This is a genomic window from Xanthobacter autotrophicus (genome assembly GCF_005871085.1).
GTDB lineage: Bacteria > Pseudomonadota > Alphaproteobacteria > Rhizobiales > Xanthobacteraceae > Xanthobacter > Xanthobacter autotrophicus.
The window spans coordinates 77192-95878 of record NZ_VAUP01000005.1; the positions used below are offsets into that span (position 1 = coordinate 77192).

Genomic DNA, 18687 nt, shown 5'->3' on the forward strand with positions numbered 1-18687 from the left:
AAGATGGAAGAGGTAGCGTAGTCTATCTTTAGCATTTTCAAAGAGACCATCGCCGGCTCTTCTTTTGATAGCGGCTCGATTTGAATCAGTCCTAGGACCAGTCCTAGGGTCTCAGTCCAGCTTTACAAGCTTGACCCTGCATCTCGTAGGCTGCGGCCATGGCTCAGTGCGCAAGGCGCCTGCGGACCATTCTTGTCTGCGTCAGCAAAAGGCCTCGGCTTCCGGTCGCCCACGTTTCGGCGGACCCCAGCCCGGCATACAGGAAAGGGGGGCAGCATGAGCGCCGCATCCATCGACCGGATCATCATCCGGCATCTGTCCGGCTCCAAGGCCAATCAGATCGAGCAGATCCCCGTCCAAGACCTCCAGGAGGTGACCATCGGGCGCGATCCGGCCTCGACCATCGCCTTCGACGCCAAGCGCGACGACGTGGTCAGCCGGCACCATGCCGCCATCCGCATCCCGGCCAACGACGACAGCGCGTTCCGGCTGGTGGACCTCAACTCCAGCAACGGCACGCTGCTCAATGGCCAGCCGGTGAAGGAGGATGCCGAACTCCTGCCCGAGGACACCATCGAGCTGGGCAAGAACGGGCCGAAGTTCGTGTTCGACGTTCAGCCTCGCCCGCCCGCCATGAGCGCGCGCACCCGCGTCATCAGTGCGGTGGATACCACCGCGACGCGGGTGGTGAACGCCGTCGGCGCCACAGGGCAGATCGACGGCGACAAGACCGGACAGGTGACTGCAACAGCCGCCGCCACCGCCGAGCCGCCCAAGTCCGGCGTCGGCAAGGAAACCGTCATGCGCATGCTCGGCGAGGAGCGACGCAGCACCAGCCGGGTCTGGGCGGCCTCGCTTGCCGGCGTGGTCGCCTTTGTGGCGCTGGTGGGCGGCGCCTTCTACTGGCGCCACCTCAACGAACTCGGCGAAATCCGCGAGGCGCAGGCCCGCGACAATGCCCGCGTCGCCACCGAGGCCTCCACCAACCTGTCCCAGCAGCTCGGTATGTCGGCGCAGCAGATCGTGAGCCGGTATGGCGATGCCGTGCTGAAGATCTACCTGCAATGGCGCGTCTTCGACCAGGAGACCGGCAAACCCATCTTCCACAAGACGGTGGTCTACGACGGGCGCACCTATCCAGCCTACGTGCGGCTGCCGGGCGACCTCGGCGTCGTGCGCTGGCTGACGCTGGACGACGAGAACCGCAGCAATCCCAGCATCGGCGAGGCCGGAGAAGGCAGTGGCTTCGTCGTGAGCGAGCAGGGCTTCATCCTCACCAACAAGCACGTCGCCGCCGGCTGGATGGTTCCCTACGACGCCTCCGTCGGCCAGTACGGCATCGTGTTCGACCTCAAGCAGCCCGCCGCCTTCAAGAAGCGCGACAAGGCGGCCATGATCAATCTCGAGGGGGCCTCGGACGAGGCCTCCCGGTTGCGGCGCTGGGTGCCCGAGGCGGGCGGCGTGGTGTTCCACCCCAACGTGGCCATCCCCATCGGCTCCATCGACGGGCTCGACAACTCCATCGCCAAGCGGGTGTTCATCGGCCGCAACGAGTATCTGGAGGCGCGCTTCGCCGGCAGCCGGCTGAGCATCAATGCCAGTCTGGTGCGGCCCTCGTCCGACGCCGATGCGGCGCTGATCAAGATCGATTCGCCGCAACCCCTGAACAAGATCGACATCTCCGCCAACGACGAACTGCGCGTCGGCCAGAAGGTGATCGATCTCGGCTATCCGGCGGTGTCGGTGGAGACCTACACCCAATTCACCACCCGCGAAGCCGGCGGACCCTCGCGGGTTCATGATGAGCTGGTGCCGCAGCCCAGCGTGAACGAGGGCATCATCTCCGCCCTCGGCAGCGCCTCGCGGCGGGAGGGCGACCAGACCACCCGCTCCAGCGGCGGCGACGTGTTCCAGATGAGCATCAACACCAGCGGCCCCGGCAACAGCGGCGGGCCGGTGTTCAATGCCGAGGGCAAGGTGATCGGCCTGCACACCTACGGCCGCAAGGTTGGTGATGCGCGCGTGACCCTCGGCGTTCCGATCCGCTACGGCCGCGACCTGCTCCAGCCGCAGCGCGCCGCGCAGTGACGGGAGGCGTGCCATGACTGCCCGCGCCATGAACGCCCGCGTTGATGCCACTCCAGCCCTGCGCACGCGCGGCGCCATGCTGACCCATGTGGGCCGGGTGCGCAGCAGCAACGAGGACAGTGTCGTCTTCGTCTCCGCCCCGGAGGAGCGGTCGTCGGACCAATGGGGCACGCTGGCGCTGGTGGCCGATGGCATGGGCGGCCACGCGGCGGGCGAGGTGGCGAGCGCGCTCGCCGCCGAAGTGGTACGGCGCATCTATTGCGGCAGCAGCCTGCCGGTGCCGGAAACGCTGCGCACGGCGTTCGAGGCCGCCAACGCGGCGGTGATCCAGCATGCGGACGCCCATCCCGAGTGCCGCGGCATGGGCACTACCTGCACCGCGGTGGCCATGGTGGGCGGCAAGCTCTTTCTCGCCCATGCGGGGGACAGCCGCGCCTACCTGCTGCGGGGCGAGGTGCTCACCCAGCTGAGCGAGGACCATTCCCTCAACGCCCAGTTGGTGCGCGAAGGGGTGATGACCAAGGAAGAAGCCGAGACCAGCCCCAACGGCAACGTCATCGTCAAGGCGCTCGGGTCGCGGGCGGAGCTTGATCCGGCGGTCTGGAGCGAGGGCCTGCCCTTGATCGACGGCGACAAGGTGCTGCTGTGCTCGGACGGCCTGTCGAATCTCGTCCCGGACACGGACATCGCTGCCGTTTTGCAGCGTCTGCCCCCCACCGACGCCTGTGAAGCTTTGGTGGAACGGGCGCTGGCCGCCGGCGGGTTCGACAATATTTCAGTCGGCGTCTTCGCCATCGAGGCGCCGAAGACGGTCGATCGCGCAGGCGCGGCCCGCACCACGCGGCGCATCGTGCCGCAGGAGATCCTGGCGGAAGACAGCGACGCACGAGGAGCCACGCGGCGCATCAAGCTGTGAGGGCACCATGACCACGGCGACCACCGAACGCATCGGCCACTACGAAATCACCGCGCTGCTGGGATCGGGCGGCAACGGCCGCGTCCACGCCGCCCGCGACACCATGCTGGGCCGCGAGGTGGCCATCAAGTCGCTGCGCCCCGAACTGATGAACGATACCAGCTTCCTCGATCGTTTCCGCGCCGAGGCCAGCAGCCTGGCCCGCCTCAACCATCCCAATATCGCGACGCTGTTCGCCCTCCAGCCTGAGGGCAGCAACCTCTACATGATCATGGAGCTGGTGCGCGGGCGCACCCTGGAGAGCGTGCTCCAGCAGCGCGGCGGCCCGTTGCCGGTTCAGGAATGCCTCGCCATCGTGGCGCAGGTGGCGGATGGCCTCGCCTATGCCCATTCCATGGGTGTGATCCATCGCGACATCAAGCCGTCCAACCTCATGATCACCGACGATGGCCGCGTGAAGATCATGGATTTCGGGATCGCCCGGGTGGCCGGCAGCCAGCGCCTGACGCGCGACGGCTCCATTATCGGAACGCTGGCCTATATCGCGCCAGAGCAATTGCGCGGCAGCCCCGGCGACGAGCGCTCGGACCTCTACAGCCTGGCCATCGTGGTCTACGAAATGCTCTCCGGCGCACCACCGTTCGCGGCCGACACCGACTACGACCTGATCCAGGCCCATGTGAACACCAAGCCGCAGCGCCTCATCCCCAAGGTGCCCGGCCTGTCGGTGAAGGCGGAAGGCGCCATCCTGCAGGCGCTCGCCAAGAAGCCGGAACAGCGCTTCCCGACCGTCCGGGCCTTCAGCGACGCCCTGGGCGCCACCAGCCTGCGCGCCGAAGCCACCGGGGTGATCCAGAACTATACGCGCCTCATCGCCAATCCCTCTGACGGTGGCTCGAAGACCATCGCGCCCCAGCCGCTTCCCGCCCCCGGCCCCATGGGCCGCCTGCGGGCTGCGGTCGAGGCCGCATGGCAGCGCTTCAAGGCCATGCCCATCGAACTGCGCGGGCTCGCCATCGGCGGCGTGGCGGCCGTGGTGGTGGCAGGCGTGGTGGTGGTGGACAGTTTCCGTGGCCCGACGCCGGCGCCCACCCCGCGCACCGATACGGCACACGCGCCCAGCGAGCGGCGTGGCCCCACCGGCAACGCGACCACCGGCAACGCCGCCAGCAATGCCGCGCGGATCGAGAACATGTATTTCGATCGCAATACGCGACCAGCCACCACCGCCGCGACCACCACGGAAACGAAGGTCGCCACGGCGCCGCCGGCCATGACCTCCGCCGAACTGCGCACCGCCATGGGCGAGGCCATGGAGCGCCGCGACTATAGCCGCGCCTATGAGCTGGCGTCCCGGCTCGCCGAAACCGGCAATGCGGAGGCGCTGTATACGCTGGGCTTCCTGCTGGAGAAGGGCGAGGGCGTCGGCCAGAGCTTCGTTTCCGCCGCCTACAAGTATCGCCAGGCGGCGGAAAAGGACCTGGCGAAGGCCCAATGGCGCCTTGGCAATCTTTATTACACGGGCAAGGGGTTCGGCGCCCCGGACTACAAGGAAGCACGGGCCTGGTATCTGAAAGCCGCGCAGCAGGGCGTCGCGGAAGCGCAATACAATCTCGGCGTGATCTTCGAGAACGGCCAGGGTATTGATCCGGACCGCAACGCCGCCCGCTATTGGTACGACCTCGCCGCGGCGCAGGGCAACGCCCGCGCCCGGCAGGCGCTGGAAGCCTTGGGCGGCGCATCCCGATGACCATCTGCCCATTTCGTGGGGGGCGGTGAGCGCCCTCCGCCGCTGATATCAGGTGGAGGGAGAGCCAAGCTCAATAGCCGCCCGAGCTCAATAGTCGCCGTCGGTGATCACCTGCCGGCCACCAGTCGCGGCCGCAGCGGCGCCGCCCGCCCCCGCCCCTGCGGCAGCCGGGACCCCGCCACCGGCGATCTGCGGCGGACCAGAGGGTGGTGGTCCGCCGCCCGAGGACGCAGGCCCCGCGCCGGGACCCGTCGGGCTGGACGCGGCGCTCGCGCCGCCGCCTGCCGCGGGTTCCGAGGTGCGGGATGCCGGCATCCTGGGATCGCGCGCCCCGGCGTCGGGCTCGCGGGAGGCCGTATCGCTGGGGGGATCCTGATCCTTCCTGTTCTTGCGCGAGCCCGAGCCGGATTTCTTCGACGCGCTCCCCGACCCGCTGCCCGACCGGCTGCGTCCGGCGCTTGACCCTCCCGATGGTGCACGGCGCGAGGGCATGGGAATGCGCAGCATGCCGGGCACCATCATCAAACCACGCGGAATGCGCAGGGCCTGCGCCGGTTCGGGCACAAGGGCCAGGGCGAGAAGCACCCCGCCGCCCAGGAGGCCCCCCAGGAGGGTGCGCCGGGAGACCGGCGGTTGGCTCTCCCGGAGCAACGCGTTTTCGGGCAAAGACGGCGATTGCGCCGCCGGGCCGGCCGTGTCTTGGGTCATTTCCATCCTCGATGCGACCTTGCCGGGGGTCGTCCAGCGCCTTCAGGAAAGCGCACGGCGGTATCGGCTCTTGCCGCTCGCGGCGGACGCAGAGCGGCGAACACGGGATCATTGGAGGTGGCCGCCTTCAAACCGGTCACCACCTGCTCGAGCAGGTGTCCGCCAACATCCTCGCGGCAGCACCTTCCACACCGGTCGCGTGCCATAGAGTAGACCTTGGCGCGCCGGCAGCAATCCGACCGATCGTCCTACGACCTGTCCTATGACCTCGGACGCAGGAGTTCGCGGTCCAATTCCGGTGAGCAGGAGGACCTTATTATGATGCCTCTATTTTCAGAACGGCATGGGTTTTGGCCATCGGATTCAGCCGGAACATGAGCGATTATTCCTAGATGACGCGCAGATCCGTCTCTTTACTTGGTCGACCTATGCTATAAACCGCGACGTCTCAGCAACCCCGAGGCGACAGTGACGCTCCAGAGGTCGACATTGTCCCTGTCTCCCGGCGCGGAACCGCTGGTGGGCGGAACGAGCCACCGGAGCGAACGCGCCCTGGAGCCCACGGGCGCGCATGACCGGGTACAATCCGAGCAGTTGAAGGTCCTGTTTAGGAATACCCCCGTCGGCGTGCTTGGCGCCATGATCGGCGGCCTCATCCTCGCTTATGTGCTGCTGCTGCACGACGGCGTGTCGTTCGACACGGTGTCGACCTGGGCGGCGGTGCTGGTCGCGGTCGCGTTCAGCCACCTCGTCCTATGCTGGATCTACTGGCGTGTCGCGCTGCCCGCGCGCCTGCCAACGCTGGCCCTGATCTTCACCTTGATCAGCCTCCTGGAAGGCATCATCTGGGGCGCGGGCTCGGTTCTGCTGGTCTCGCCCAGCCGCATCGAGCTCCAGCTGTGGGTGATGATCGTCACCTCGGCGGTGGCGTCGGGCGCCGCCTCGGCGTTCGGCAGCTACCTGCCGGCCTTCTACGCGCTGCTGTTTCCCGCCATGCTGCCTTATCCGGTCTGGGCGGTGCTGCATGGCGGCATCCTCTCCCACGCCCTGATGGTGCTGGACCTGCTCTATGTGGTGGCCATGGCCGCGCTGGGCTGGCGTTCCAACCGCGGCCTGGTGGAGGCCCTGCGGCTGCGGTTCGAGAACATCGACCTGCTGGTGGAGGTGCGCAACGAGAAGGAGCGCGCCGAGCAGGCCAGCCGGGACAAGTCGCGCTTTCTCGCCGCCGCGAGCCACGACCTGCGCCAGCCGGTGCATGCGCTGACCATGTTTCTCGGCGCCATGCAGAATTGCAGCCTGGACGCGCCGGCCCGCCAGATCCTGGGGCACATCGACGAATCCGTCTCCGCCCTCGACGGCCTCTTCACCTCGCTGCTCGACATCTCGCGCCTCGACGCCGGCGTGGTGCAATCGGATTCCCGCGCCTTCCACATCCACCCGCTGGTGGAACGGATCGTACGCGACTACGACGAGGAGGCGGCCCGCAAGGGGATCGCGCTGGTGGTGCAGCCCTGCTCCCTCGCGGTGCTGGCCGACCCGATCCTGCTGGAACGCGTGCTGCGCAATCTGGTCTCCAATGCGGTGCGCTACACCGACCGGGGCCGCGTCGTCATCGGCTGCAGGCGCGGCCGGCGCCTGTCCATCGAGGTCTGGGATACAGGGAAAGGCATCCCACGCGAGGAACAGCAGCGGATCTTCCAAGAATACTACCAGCTCGGCAATGCGGAGCGCGACCGCGCCATGGGCCTGGGGCTGGGACTGGCCATCGTCAAGCGGCTCGCCGAACTCATGGCCTGCCCGTTGGCGCTCAAGTCGCGGCCGGGCAAGGGATCGGTCTTCGCCATCTCCGTCCCTATCGCCGCCGCCGCGCCCGAGCAACCCGCCGCCGCCCCAGGACCTTCGCGCGGCGCCATGGTGTCGGGCCTGATCCTGGTGGTGGATGACGAGACCGCCATCCAATCCGCCATGCAGAGCCTGCTTGCGAGCTGGGGACACGAAGTCATCGTCGCCGAATCCTGCGCCCAGATGCTCGACAAGGTCGCCACCTGCCCGCGCCAGCCCGATCTCATCATCTGCGACTATCGCCTGCGCCAGGGCGAGAACGGCATCGCCACCATCCAGCGGCTTCAGTCCGAATACAATGAAGACATTCCCGCCCTGCTGATCACCGGCGACACCGCGCCCGACCGGCTCAAGGAAGCCCGCGAAAGCGGCTTCCTGCTGCTCCACAAGCCGCTCCACAACAGCAAGCTGCGGGCCGCCATCACCAACCTGCTGGCTCAGGGCGCCCGCGCCTTGCCGCCTGAAGGGGATGCGCGGGTCAGATCAGGTTCCCCTGGCGCGCCGCGCTCGCCGCCTGGGTCCGGTTGATCACGTGCAATGACCTGAAAATGCTGGTGACATGCACCTTCACCGTCTTCTCGGACAGGTCGAGGGTGTTGCCGATCTCCTTGTTGGAGAGCCCGCGCGACAGCAGCTTCAAGACCTCCAGCTGCCGGGTCGTGAGGTGGGGCGGAGGTTCCTCCACCGCCTCGCACGCCACCACCGGCGCGGCATCCGGAAGCAGCGTGAAGGGTGGCACATAGACATGCCCCTTCAGCACGAATTCCATGGCGTCGAGCAGGGTCTGGCGGCTGGCCGATTTGGGCACATAGCCGAGCGCCCCGAGCGCCAGCGCCTCCTTCACGTCGTGGGCGTTTTCCGACGAGGACAGGACGATCACCGGCAGCGTCGGCCGCCGCCGACCGAATTCCGGAATGGCGGACATGCCCCCCATTCCGGGCAGGCCGAGATCCAGCACCACGATATCCAGGTCCGCGTGCTCCTCCACAATGTCGAGGCCGCGCGCGCAATCGTGGGCCTCCAGCACGCACGACCCCGCAAAGCCGCTCAGGAGCAGGGCGGCGACGCCCTCACGCACCACGGAATGATCGTCTACGATTAGTATTTTCATGGCCGGCAACCACCGAACGCCCCGGACTTCGAGCGGCTGGCGCGAAAATCGCTGCCACACAATCTATATCTTGACGGCGAGGCCCGGCAAGATGGGCCAATGGGCCTAGGACGTTTTCGGCTCGCAGCGGCCTACGGCAGCCAGTGGGGACAACGTGTGTTCACACGTCGCCGTCCGCCCCTGCCGCAAGCGGGCCTGATGCGGGACCGCGCACCGGCCGGATCCTGTTTCGGAAGGGACGGCCTCTCCTTCATACCAAGGTTTTACCCGTCCGATATCCATTGGCTAGATTTGCCTCGCCACGCATAATTTCGCCGAGAGCGCTGTTGACCTAGATTTTCCTTGTACTCAACAAGGACATCACGTCATGAACGCACATCTTAAGATCATCGCCGCCCTCGGCACCCTGGCCTTCGTGGGCATCGGCATCATCAACAGTGCCTATGCCGATGAATACACGGCGAAGGAGAACGAGGAAGAATACCAGGTCTTCGCCAATGACTATGCCAATGGTCACAATCGTCCCCTCTTCTACTCCAACCAGCAGAACGTGGTGAACGTACCGCACGTGCTGCGTCACCCGGTGCCGGCCACCCCGCGCACCGGCACCTCGGACCCCCACTGGGGCCCTGCCCAGGACGCGACCTCGCAGGCGTACTGACGGACTCCTCTCCGGTCCAACCGGTTGCGGCACAACGGGCGACGGCATGACCGCCGCCCGTTGCCTCCGGGACGGATCCGGGCAAGTTGAACGGACATCTCCACGAAACCGTCTCTCTTCTTCAAAATTGACCCGCCCGGTCCGATCAGCTGCGATAAGTCTGGTCGGTACGTGCCTTAGTCTGCGTCGTGCAAGCCCGTGCCCCGTCCGCTAGGACGGGCGCGGGCGCAGCCGTGTCCGCATCCCCGCCCTCGGTCTGGTCTGCTCAGCGCCAGTGTAGGCGAGCCCAGCGCGCCAGCACGCGCAGCCGCGCCTTCAACTCGGCGAGGTGCAGCCAGCTCACCACGGAGGCCCGCACCGCTCCGGCCGTCGTGATGAGCCAGGCCATGGGCCGCAGGGTCATCAGTTGAGCCTTCCCGGCGGTGAAGATGCGTTCGATGAGGACGAAGCTGACGAGATTGGCGAGGAGAAAGGCGAGCGCCCCCACCTTCGCGTGACCGTTGGCGATGCCGATCAGCGCCAGGAATTTCAGCGGCTCGACCACGATGTAAGGCACGCCGATGAGGACGAGGACGAGGTAAGGCGAGCGGCGCGCGATCCATCCCTCGAAGGCCCGCATGAGCCGCAGCTCGGCGATGCGGCGGATCAGCGGGCGATAGAGCGGCCGCACCAGCTCGTCGAGCAGGATGACCGCGCCGCACACAATGCGGAAGGCGGTCCGCAGCGCGGCTGGGAGCGGGTTTCTGGAGGCGCGGCGGGGCGGCGGGACGATCTGCGACATGCGCGGCGACGATCGGAGCCAATTGCGGCCGACTTCGGGCCGGGGGAGCGCTCAGGCCGGAACCTGCGGGCCTGACGGAGCGCTGTCGGACCGGCCGTCCTTAGCCATCCCGTAAGGGAATGGCCTGAGGCGCGATCAGTCGGCGAGGGCGGATCCGGACCTCGCCTGCAGCGCGCGGTCGATGCAATCGATCATGACATCGCCGTCGAAGGGCTTGGCCAGGAAGCCGAAGGTACCCGCGGCCTCCACCTGCCGCCGGATGCGCTCCTCCGGAAAGGCGGTGATGAAGATGAGCGGGGTCTGGTCGCCACGGGCGCGCAGGTGACTGCGCAGCTCCACGCCGCTCATGCCTGGCATCTGCACATCGGTAATAACGCAGTCGGTCTCGCCCAGCAGGGACGACACCAGGAAATCCTCGGCGGAAGCGAACGATTTCGCTCCGAAGCCAAGCGACCGGACGAGGCTCTCCGTGGCGACACGGACCGACTCGTCATCGTCGATGATCGTGATCATCGGGAGAGGGGACACTTCAAGCTACCTCTATACCGGACGACCCGTGCGAGCTTGCGCGGGATCTGACGCTCACTATAGCGCCCTCCCCCCCGCAATCTGAATAATACACACGTTTGCACACTCACCCTTTGGCATTGTCGATGCCCAGCGCCTCGGCCATGCGCACCAGATCGGCAAGGGATTGCGCCTCCATCTTGCGCATGACGTGGCCGCGATGGATCTTCACGGTGATCTCGCTGAGTCCCACCTCGGCGGCCACCTGCTTGTTCATGAGGCCGGCGGTGACCAGCGCCATCACCTGCTTCTCCCGCGGGCTCAGCGTCTCATACAGGGTGGTGAGGTGGGAGGCGGCCTTGCGCTCGTCGCGCCGCGTCCGGTCGATCTGAATGGCGGTGGCGACGGCGTCCAGCATGTCCTGGTCGCGGAATGGCTTGGTGAGGAAGTCCACGGCGCCCGCCTTCATGGCCCGCACCGTCATGGGAATGTCCCCATGGCCGGTCATGAAGATAATCGGCATGTCGGTGCCCCCCCGCGCCAACTGGGCCTGAAAATCAAGCCCGCTCACGCCCGGCAGCCGGATGTCGAGCACCAGGCAGCGCGGCACGTCGGGAAGCTTTGCCGCAAGGAACTCGGCCGCCGAGGCGAACAGGGCTACCTCCAGGCCGATGGAGCGGAACAAGCTCGACAGGGCCTCGCGCAGGGCCGCGTCATCATCCACCACGATCACCACGGGATCAGTGGAGGGTGGCGCGGGACGGGACGGCGAGCGCTGGATCACGACACAGTTTCCTTGGCGAAGGGCAGGATGAGGGTGAAGCGCATGCCGCGCGCAGCCGGGCCGTCGCCGCCGCGCGTCGCGAAGATGCGACCACCATGGGCCTCCACGATGGAGCGGGAGATGGACAGGCCGAGGCCCATGCCGTCCTTCTTGGTGGAAAAGAAGGGATTGAACAGCACCGGCAGCTTCTCCTCGTCGACGCCCGGACCGTCATCCTCGACAGTGATGGCGACGCCGGGGCACTCGACGCCGGGGCACTCCTCGTCGGGGGGCGCGGCCGAGATCCGCAGCCTGCGGTGTTCCCGGGCCTCGCCGTCCATGGCCTGGATGGCATTGAGCGCCAGATTGATGATCACTTGCTGCAACTGGACCCGGTCGCCGAGCACGGGCGGCAGCGTGGGGTCGAGGGCCATGTCGAGGCGCACGCCGTGGCTGGACAGCTCACGCTCGATCAGCGCCACCGTATCCTCGATTACCTCGCCGAGGTCGAGCCGCACATGCACGGGCTCACCGCGGCGGGCGAGGGCGCGCAGCCGAGCCACCACCTCGCTGGCGCGGCGGGCATTGGCGATCATGCGCTCGACGGAAAGCTCGGCCTCGCCCATGTCCGGCACCGGCCGCCGCATCCATCGCAGGCCGGCCTCGCCATTGGTGACCACGGCCGCCAGCGGCTGGTTGACCTCGTGGGCGATGGAGGCGGTCAGTTCCCCCATGGTGGTCACGCGCGTCACATGCGCCAGATCGGCCTGGGCCTGATGCAGCGCGTTCTCCGCCTGCTTGCGCTCGGTGATGTCGCTATTGGTCTCCATGGTCGCCACGGGCCGTCCGCGCGCGTCGCGCTGGAGCGACCAGCGGCTCATGGTGGTCACCAGCCGACCGTCCCGCGTCGTGTGGACGAGTTCGCCATCCCACCGCCCGGTGCGCAGCACTTCGGCGATGATCTCGGCGCGGGGCGCGGGAAACCGCGTCCGCAGCAGGTCCGTCGCGCTTTGGCCCACCGCCTCGTGGCGCGACCAGCCGTAGAGCTGCGCCGCCCCCTGGTTCCAGTAGGTGATGGTATCGGCGGTGTCGCGCACGAAGATGGCATCGTGGGACAGATCCAGCAGCGCCGCCTGGTCGCGCAGGACTCCCGTCGCCTCCCGGTTGCGGAGCGACAGCAGCGTCGTCACCGTGATGGCGGCGATGCTGACGAGGCCGCGCATGGTGGCGGAGAGGCTGTAGTTCTCCGAGTGCATGACCGCGAAGCTTAGCACGGTGAGGCCGATGCAGGCGCCCGCGATGACCAGCAGCCCCGCCTTCTCCACGAAGCTTGCCGCGAACAGCACCACCACCACGTAAAGCACGGCGATGGCCATATCGAGAGGCGAGAAGGTATCGATCAGGAAGATCGTGGCGGCGAGCAGCGCCGCCAATGCCAGCCACCCGCGCGAGCGAATGGCCTTGCCGTCCTGGATGCTGGCTGTCCCCGACACGGACATGCGGAGCCCTCGTGGATTGTAGACGCCGAACCGTTACCGAACGGACGCGCTGGACCGAGCGGACCTGCCGAACCGGGCGGACATGCAGACCGGACGCAAGGTCATGCCTTGCCACCACCTAGCGCAGAGTGCCGGTCGCGTCTTGCATCAAAGTCTTCGCCTATCTCATTCGCACGCCCTTCGCCGACAGCCCGGCCCCACGCGGGGGCCGGGACAGGGCGCCCGCACAGCGTCGGGTCCGGAGCGCGGGATCGCGTGCATGCATCAGGCCGCCCGCGCCACATACCAAGGTATAGCCTGGGCCATCCCATCATATGGGTCGAGAAACCGACGTAGAATGGAACGACGGCGCCTGATCGATACTCTGAGAACATCGCCAGCCGGCGACGGGAATTGTCCTCCGGAGTGAAGACAGGGTCCAGATCATCCGCGTTCGAAGTATTCGGATGACACAACCCTCTCCCCTTCAAGATGGCAGCCCGCGGCTCTGTCCAGCTCCGAGTCTCATGGGGTCCCGATCATGTCTGTCCATGTCTCGCCGTCTCTAAAAGGTCGCTCGCTCCCGCCACGTGAACGGCAGGCCCTGCCCGCCGCCCTCCACTTCGACGGGACGGCCTTTCCGCTGCCGGCGGAAGCGTTCTCGTCCGGAGGATTGGCAGTGCGCCTGCCCCACATGGGCGTGGTCATCGCCATCGCCGCCTCCAATAGCGCGGCCCCCGCCGAACGGGACCGCGCGAACGGGACCGCACCGGAAGAGACCATCCGCTTTGTGGTGGACGAGGCGCGGGTCATGACCGGATCCCGCGGCGGCGGTGGCGCGAAAGACCCTGTGGTCCAACGCCTGGCGCTGGCGTTGGAGGCGGCCGAACACAGCGGCGACGCCTTTGCCGGCCTCTACGCCGACGCGCTGCGCCTTGCCGTCATGGCGCGGATGCTCGGCGACGTCACAATCGAGCCCACCTCAATCGAGCCAGCCCGTCTGCCGCCGGCGGCGGACGCCCGGCCAGAAACCCGCACCCCGCGGACACCGCGCCACACCAGGTCCGGCCTTGTGACCTGGCGCCTGAAGCGCGTGCTGGCCTTCATCGACGCCCATCTGGCCGAACCGGTGACGCTGATGGCGATGGCCGAGGCCGCCGGCCTCAGCCGCATGCATTTCGCCGCCCAATTCAAGGTCGCCACCGGCCTTCGGCCCCACGAATTCCTGCTGAAGCGGCGGATCGAGCAGGCGCAGGACCTGCTGCGCAACACTCGCGAGCCCCTGGTCCAGATCGCCCTCGCCGTGGGGTTCCAGACCCAGGCCCATTTCACCACCGTGTTCCGCCGTTTCGTCGGCGATACCCCCTACCAGTGGCGCTGCGCCAACGCCCAGCGCGGCTGATGTCGCCCACGGCGCACAACCCAGCCCACGGGTAGCCATCACAGGCGTCAGTAACGCGATTCCGACCGGCATTGAGCCAGTCGCACGGGTTCCTCCGGCAGCGGCGTGGGATCGTCCAGCGGCGGGCGCTCGGGGAAGGGCTCGCGGCGCGGCTGCCGGGACGGATCGTCTTCGGGAAGCGGCGGCAGGTCAGGGCCGGGAACCGGTGGCGCCGGGGGATCATCCACCGGGCGGGGCGGCAGGATAGGCGGCTCCGGCGCGCGACCGGGCTCAGGCACCGGCGCGATCGGCAAAATGGCCTCAGGCTGCGGCCGGGCTCGGGCAAACATCATGCGGCGTTCCTTTCGTTGAAACGGAACGCGGCGTCGCGCCGGCCTGTTCCGGCCGGCGCGAAATGGTCCAGATCTATCGGTTCAGGAGAAGAACTCGGTGATGGACTGCCAGATGCTCTTCTTCGGCGCGCCAGCCACGGAGGCTTCCGCCGCCTTGGCGTCGGCGGAGATGGTGCCGGCCTGCGACTTCGCCACCGCCTCAGGAGTGAAGATGGAGGCGAAAACCTCGATCTTGGCGAGGGTCACCGGACCGGCCATGCCATCCGCTTCCAGCCCGCTCTTGGCCTGGAAAGCTTCCACGGCCTTGGCGGTGCCGGGCCCGTAGGCGCCGTCTGCGGCGATGCCGAGAGCGGTCTGGAGCTTCTTCACCGTCTCGCCCTTGCTGCCCTGGGTGAGCAGGATGAGCTCCGGCAGGCCGAGGGCGGCGAAGGTGTCCGGCCCCGCGATGCCGTCGGCGGAAAGGCCATGCTTCGTCTGGTAGGCCTTCAGGGCCTCTTCCGTTCCCGGGCCGAACTTGCCGTCGGCGGCGACGCCGAGCTTGGCCTGAAGGATCTTCACCGGCTCACCGGAGAGCCCACGCTTCAGAAGTGCCATGTTTGAATGTCCCGTTGTCAGGAGGAGGAAGGCCGACAGCCTGAATATAGGCGTCAAGCGTGACAACGGCACAGGTGCAAAAAGGTGCCCGGAAAAGAAAAATGCCGGGCCCGGTGAGGGACCCGGCAAGTATCGCCGCAGAGCGGCGAACCTTCCAGAGGGGAACAGCTGAGGCACCGCACAAGGTGCAATCAGCGCATCCCCAAGATGCTCGACTCTTAGGCAGTTTGCAACGGATACTGACCGCATATCAGGCATGTGCCCAGCGCTTAGCTGGCATGCCGCCCCGCTACCAATTTACCGTCACACGTCATAAATCAGTAATTCCACCGCTGTGCCTTGGAGATGAGGAAGTCTCGGAAGACCTGAATCCGGGCCACCGAGCGCATTTCCTGCGCATAGGTGAAGTATGCCTCAAGTTTGGGCGTTTCCCGATCGGTGAAGAGTTGCACCAGGGACGAGGCATCGTCAGAAAGATAATCGGGCAGCGTTCCGATGCCGACGCCCCGCTCCACCGCGCGCTTCAGGCCCAGCACGCTGTTCACCTCGAAAGCAGGCACCCGCGGCGTGGAACCGTCGCGCCCGGCATGCTCCAGCCAGTTCAGCCCCTGGAAATAGGGCGGGATCGGCCCGCCCAGCAACAGGATGCGGTGCTTGTCCAACTCCTCGATGGAGCGCGGATGACCGTGGCGCTTGAGATAGTCGGCCGAGGCATAGGCGTGGAAATTCACCGTGAAAAGCTTGCGCTGCACCAGGTCCGGCTGCACCGGCTGGCGCATGCGTATGGCCACGTCCGCCTCGCGCATGGCGAGGTCCAGCTCCTCGTCGGTGAGGATGAGCTGGATGCGGATGTCCGGGAACAAGTCCACGAACTCGCCCACCCGCGCCGTCAGCCAATGGGTGCCGAGCCCCACCGTGGTGGTGACGCGCAGTTCGCCATTGGGCTTCTCGCGGCTGTCGGTGAGCTGGGCGCGGGCCGATTCCAGTTTCAGGAACACCTCGTGGGCGGTCCGGTACAAAAGCTCGCCCTGCTCGGTGAGGATCAGCCCCCGCGCATGGCGGTGGAACAGGGGGACTTTCAGCTCCGTCTCCAGGGCTGAGACCTGCCGGCTCACGGCCGACTGGGAGAGGCCGAGCGTCTCACCCGCATGGGTGAACGAGCCGGCTTCGGCGGCAACGTGGAAGACCTTAAGCTTGTCCCAATCCATCAGGCCCGAGCCCCTCTCACCCTTCGAAGAGAGCCGGATGAAGCCGTTCGACGGTCCCGCACGGTCGTCGACAGGCATCCGGCCCTCGCGTCACCGGCCCGAACGGGGCCGGAAAGCGGCGCTGTATTCAATCGGTTCGATCCGGATGCCCGAACGGCCGCCCAGCCGCGCAATTGCTCCGCCAATTCGAACCGGGATCGCCGCGTGACGCCGGCGCGGGCGAGGGATGGCCTATTCGGCCGCCTTCGCCACGCCCTGGTGGGCCAAGAAGCGCTCCGCCTCGAGGGCGGCCATGCAGCCACGGCCCGCGGCGGTGACGGCCTGACGATAGACGTCGTCCGCCACGTCGCCGGCCGCGAACACGCCCGGCACCGACGTTGCCGTCGAATCGGGCGCGGTCCAAACATAGCCGCTCTCCTTGAGCTTCAGCTGGTCTTTTACCAGCTCTGTGGCAGGTGCATGGCCGATGGCGATAAATATGCCGTCAGCGGGTAGCTCGGTGAGGGCACCGGTGCGCACATCCCTCAGGCGCGCGCCGGTGACTTTGGCGAAGGGGTCATCCTGGCCCACCACTTCGGCGAGTTCCGCGTTCCACACCACCTTGACCTTGGGATTGGCGAACAGCCGCTCTTGCAGGATTCGCTCGGAGCGGAAGCTGTCGCGGCGATGCACGACGGTGACGTTGGAGGCGAAATTGGTGAGGAAGAGCGCCTCTTCCACGGCGGTGTTGCCGCCGCCCACCACCACCACGTCCTTGCCGCGGTAGAAGAAGCCGTCGCAGGTGGCGCAGGCCGAAACGCCGGAGCCGCGATAGGCCGCCTCCGATTCAAGGCCCAGCCAGCGTGCCTGGGCGCCGGTGGCCAGGATCACCACATCCGCAACATAGGTGTCGCCCGATTCGGTCACCATGCGGAACGGCCGGTGCGACAGATCGAGGCTCGCCACGTGGTCGGTGACGATCTTCGTGCCCACGTGCTCGGCCTGGGCGCGCATCTGCTCCATCAGCCAGGGACCCTGGATGGGGTCGGCGAAGCCGGGATAGTTCTCCACGTCGGTGGTGATGGTGAGCTGGCCGCCGGGCTGGATGCCCTCGAACAGAACCGGCTCCAGCATTGCACGCGCTGCATAGATGGCCGCGGTGTAGCCAGCCGGCCCCGAGCCGATGATGACGACCTTGACGGTGTGGGCAGTCATGAGTGTCCCCGAAATCCGTGCGGTGCCGCGGCAGCTGTGGAGCGTCGACAGCCCCGGGGGCCGGCGCTCCTGGCCGCAGCGTGAGCTATGCTCGAATGTAGGGGCTCCCCCCCAAGCTCACAAGGCTGGGCGGAGCCCCGCGACGACGACGCACGCCCCTGCGCTGCGCCATCCACGGAAAGCATGCGCGCACAGCGTTCGGCGCCGGCCGGACCACGGGCTCCGCGACGCTTTGAACCGCGACAGCGGCGCAAGATTATTTCGTTGCGTTGCCACAAGCGCGCACTAAGGTGCCGTGACTTTACCCGTGGGGAGTTGTGCCTTGACCGTTCGCCTTGATGCAGTCGACTGGAAGATTCTCGACGAACTGCAGCGGGATGGGCGCATGACCAATGTGGAGCTGTCCCGTCGCGTCGGCATTTCCGCCCCGCCCTGCCTGCGCCGCGTGCGCGCGCTGGAAGAGGCCGGCATCATCGAGGGCTACCGCGCCCTGCTCGACGAGAAGAGCCTGGGCTATGACCTCATGGCCTTCGCCATGGTGCATCTCATCAGCCAGGCCGAGGTGGACCTCGACGCCTTCCAGGAGATGATCGCCCATTGGCCGCAGGTGCGCAGCGCCTGGATGCTCTCCGGCGATGTGGACTTCCTGATGCTGTGCGTGACCCCTGACCTGCGCAGCTTCCAGAACCTGGTGCTGGACATCACCGCCGCGCCCAACGTGCGCAACGTGAAAACCGCCCTCACCCTGAAGCAATCCAAGAACGCCCCGGTGGTACCGCTGGAAGCCGGCCTGCCAAAAGGCGCCTGATACGGCCCGTTCCGAAGCGTATGCGGCCCTCCCCCGCGTGCGGGAGAGGGCGCAAAGGCAATAAGGCTCAGGCCCAGCGCACCGCCACGATCTCGAAGGACCGCGCGCCCTTGGGCGTGACCACCTCCACCGAGGCGCCCTTCTTCTTGCCGATGAGCGCGCGGGCCACGGGCGAGGAGATGGAGATGCGGCCGGCCTTGGCGTCGGCTTCGCTGTCGCCGACGATCTGCCAGACCTTCTCGTCCTCCGTGTCCTCGTCGACGAGGGTCACGGTGGCGCCGAACATCACGACGTCTCCGGACAGCTTGGACACATCGATCACCTCGGCCCGGGACAGCTTGTCCTCGAGATCGGCGACGCGCCCCTCGTTCAGCGACTGCTGCTCCTTGGCAGCGTGATACTCCGCGTTTTCCGAGAGGTCGCCATGGGCGCGGGCCTCGGAAATGGCGGCGATGATGCGCGGGCGCTCAACCTGCTGGCGCTGCTTCAACTCTTGCGCGAGGGCGGCGTAACCCGCCGCCGTCATGGGAATCTTCTCCATGGG

General features: G+C 67.1%; 17 protein-coding genes. 7 read left to right on the forward strand and 10 right to left on the reverse strand.

What is annotated here, in order from left to right; genetic code table 11:
• The first annotated feature begins 276 nt into the window (after window positions 1-276).
• The 3 genes from FBQ73_RS02200 to FBQ73_RS02210 are packed head-to-tail and all read left to right on the forward strand — an operon-like array spanning window position 277 to window position 4754.
• Window positions 277-2088 carry a trypsin-like peptidase domain-containing protein gene (locus FBQ73_RS02200; protein ID WP_138397896.1) on the forward strand — a complete coding sequence of 604 codons (1812 nt, stop codon included), beginning with the start codon at window positions 277-279 and terminating at the stop codon, window positions 2086-2088.
• Window positions 2089-2101: 13 nt separating this feature from the next.
• Window positions 2102-3004: a protein phosphatase 2C domain-containing protein gene (locus FBQ73_RS02205; RefSeq protein ID WP_138397897.1), complete on the forward strand. Its 903-nt coding sequence runs from the start codon at window positions 2102-2104 to the stop codon at window positions 3002-3004.
• Between the two features lie 7 nt (window positions 3005-3011).
• Window positions 3012-4754, forward strand: a complete 1743-nt coding sequence (locus FBQ73_RS02210; protein ID WP_138397898.1) for a serine/threonine-protein kinase — start codon at window positions 3012-3014, stop codon at window positions 4752-4754.
• 87 nt (window positions 4755-4841) lie between these two features.
• Here FBQ73_RS02210 and FBQ73_RS02215 read toward each other — a convergent pair whose 3' ends face one another.
• Window positions 4842-5462, reverse strand: a complete 621-nt coding sequence (locus tag FBQ73_RS02215) for a hypothetical protein (RefSeq protein WP_138397899.1) — start codon at window positions 5460-5462, stop codon at window positions 4842-4844.
• Between the two features lie 489 nt (window positions 5463-5951).
• Here FBQ73_RS02215 and FBQ73_RS02220 point away from each other — a divergent pair, with 489 nt between their 5' ends.
• Window positions 5952-7832, forward strand: coding sequence for an ATP-binding response regulator (locus FBQ73_RS02220; protein WP_138397900.1), 1881 nt, complete (start codon window positions 5952-5954; stop codon window positions 7830-7832).
• Here FBQ73_RS02220 and FBQ73_RS02225 read toward each other — a convergent pair.
• Window positions 7783-8415 (reverse strand): response regulator, encoded by a 633-nt coding sequence (locus FBQ73_RS02225; RefSeq protein ID WP_138397901.1) that lies wholly within the window; start codon window positions 8413-8415, stop codon window positions 7783-7785. The two genes, FBQ73_RS02220 and FBQ73_RS02225, sit on opposite strands and share 50 nt — an antisense overlap.
• A gap of 367 nt (window positions 8416-8782) precedes the next feature.
• On the opposite strand from FBQ73_RS02225, the gene FBQ73_RS02230 reads away from it, so the two are divergent.
• Window positions 8783-9076 carry a hypothetical protein gene (locus tag FBQ73_RS02230; RefSeq protein ID WP_138397902.1) on the forward strand — a complete coding sequence of 98 codons (294 nt, stop codon included), beginning with the start codon at window positions 8783-8785 and terminating at the stop codon, window positions 9074-9076.
• Window positions 9077-9341: 265 nt separating this feature from the next.
• Here the strand turns inward: FBQ73_RS02230 and FBQ73_RS02235 are convergent, their stop codons facing one another.
• The 4 genes from FBQ73_RS02235 to FBQ73_RS02250 all read right to left on the reverse strand — a co-directional run bounded on the left by FBQ73_RS02235 (window position 9342) and on the right by FBQ73_RS02250 (window position 12626).
• On the reverse strand, window positions 9342-9857 hold the full coding sequence (locus FBQ73_RS02235; protein ID WP_138397903.1) for a hypothetical protein: 516 nt from the start codon (window positions 9855-9857) through the stop codon (window positions 9342-9344).
• A 135-nt stretch (window positions 9858-9992) separates the two neighbouring features.
• Window positions 9993-10370, reverse strand: a complete 378-nt coding sequence (locus tag FBQ73_RS02240; protein ID WP_138397904.1) for a response regulator transcription factor — start codon at window positions 10368-10370, stop codon at window positions 9993-9995.
• Between the two features lie 121 nt (window positions 10371-10491).
• Window positions 10492-11145 carry a response regulator transcription factor gene (locus FBQ73_RS02245; RefSeq protein ID WP_170218723.1) on the reverse strand — a complete coding sequence of 218 codons (654 nt, stop codon included), beginning with the start codon at window positions 11143-11145 and terminating at the stop codon, window positions 10492-10494.
• Window positions 11145-12626 carry a two-component system sensor histidine kinase NtrB gene (locus FBQ73_RS02250; RefSeq protein ID WP_138397906.1) on the reverse strand — a complete coding sequence of 494 codons (1482 nt, stop codon included), beginning with the start codon at window positions 12624-12626 and terminating at the stop codon, window positions 11145-11147. The genes FBQ73_RS02245 and FBQ73_RS02250 overlap by 1 nt, the downstream gene beginning before the upstream one ends.
• 658 nt (window positions 12627-13284) lie before the next feature.
• Between FBQ73_RS02250 and FBQ73_RS02255 the strand changes: the two genes are divergently transcribed.
• On the forward strand, window positions 13285-14007 hold the full coding sequence (locus FBQ73_RS02255) for a helix-turn-helix domain-containing protein (RefSeq protein WP_246089515.1): 723 nt from the start codon (window positions 13285-13287) through the stop codon (window positions 14005-14007).
• A 413-nt stretch (window positions 14008-14420) separates the two neighbouring features.
• On the opposite strand, the gene FBQ73_RS02260 is transcribed toward FBQ73_RS02255, so the two are convergent.
• The 3 genes from FBQ73_RS02260 to trxB form a co-directional block, all read right to left on the reverse strand.
• Window positions 14421-14933 (reverse strand): peptidoglycan-binding domain-containing protein, encoded by a 513-nt coding sequence (locus FBQ73_RS02260; protein WP_138397908.1) that lies wholly within the window; start codon window positions 14931-14933, stop codon window positions 14421-14423.
• A gap of 317 nt (window positions 14934-15250) precedes the next feature.
• Entirely contained in the window at window positions 15251-16141 is an 891-nt protein-coding gene (locus tag FBQ73_RS02265; protein WP_138397946.1) for a LysR family transcriptional regulator, read from the reverse strand.
• Window positions 16142-16372: 231 nt separating this feature from the next.
• Window positions 16373-17335, reverse strand: a complete 963-nt coding sequence (trxB, locus tag FBQ73_RS02270; protein ID WP_138397909.1) for a thioredoxin-disulfide reductase — start codon at window positions 17333-17335, stop codon at window positions 16373-16375.
• Window positions 17336-17657: 322 nt separating this feature from the next.
• On the opposite strand from trxB, the gene FBQ73_RS02275 reads away from it, so the two are divergent.
• A complete protein-coding gene (locus FBQ73_RS02275) occupies window positions 17658-18143 on the forward strand; it encodes an Lrp/AsnC family transcriptional regulator (protein ID WP_138397910.1) in 486 nt (161 codons plus the stop codon).
• Window positions 18144-18210: 67 nt separating this feature from the next.
• Here the strand turns inward: FBQ73_RS02275 and greA are convergent, their stop codons facing one another.
• Window positions 18211-18684 (reverse strand): transcription elongation factor GreA, encoded by a 474-nt coding sequence (greA, locus tag FBQ73_RS02280; protein WP_138397911.1) that lies wholly within the window; start codon window positions 18682-18684, stop codon window positions 18211-18213.
• Window positions 18685-18687 lie beyond the last annotated feature (3 nt).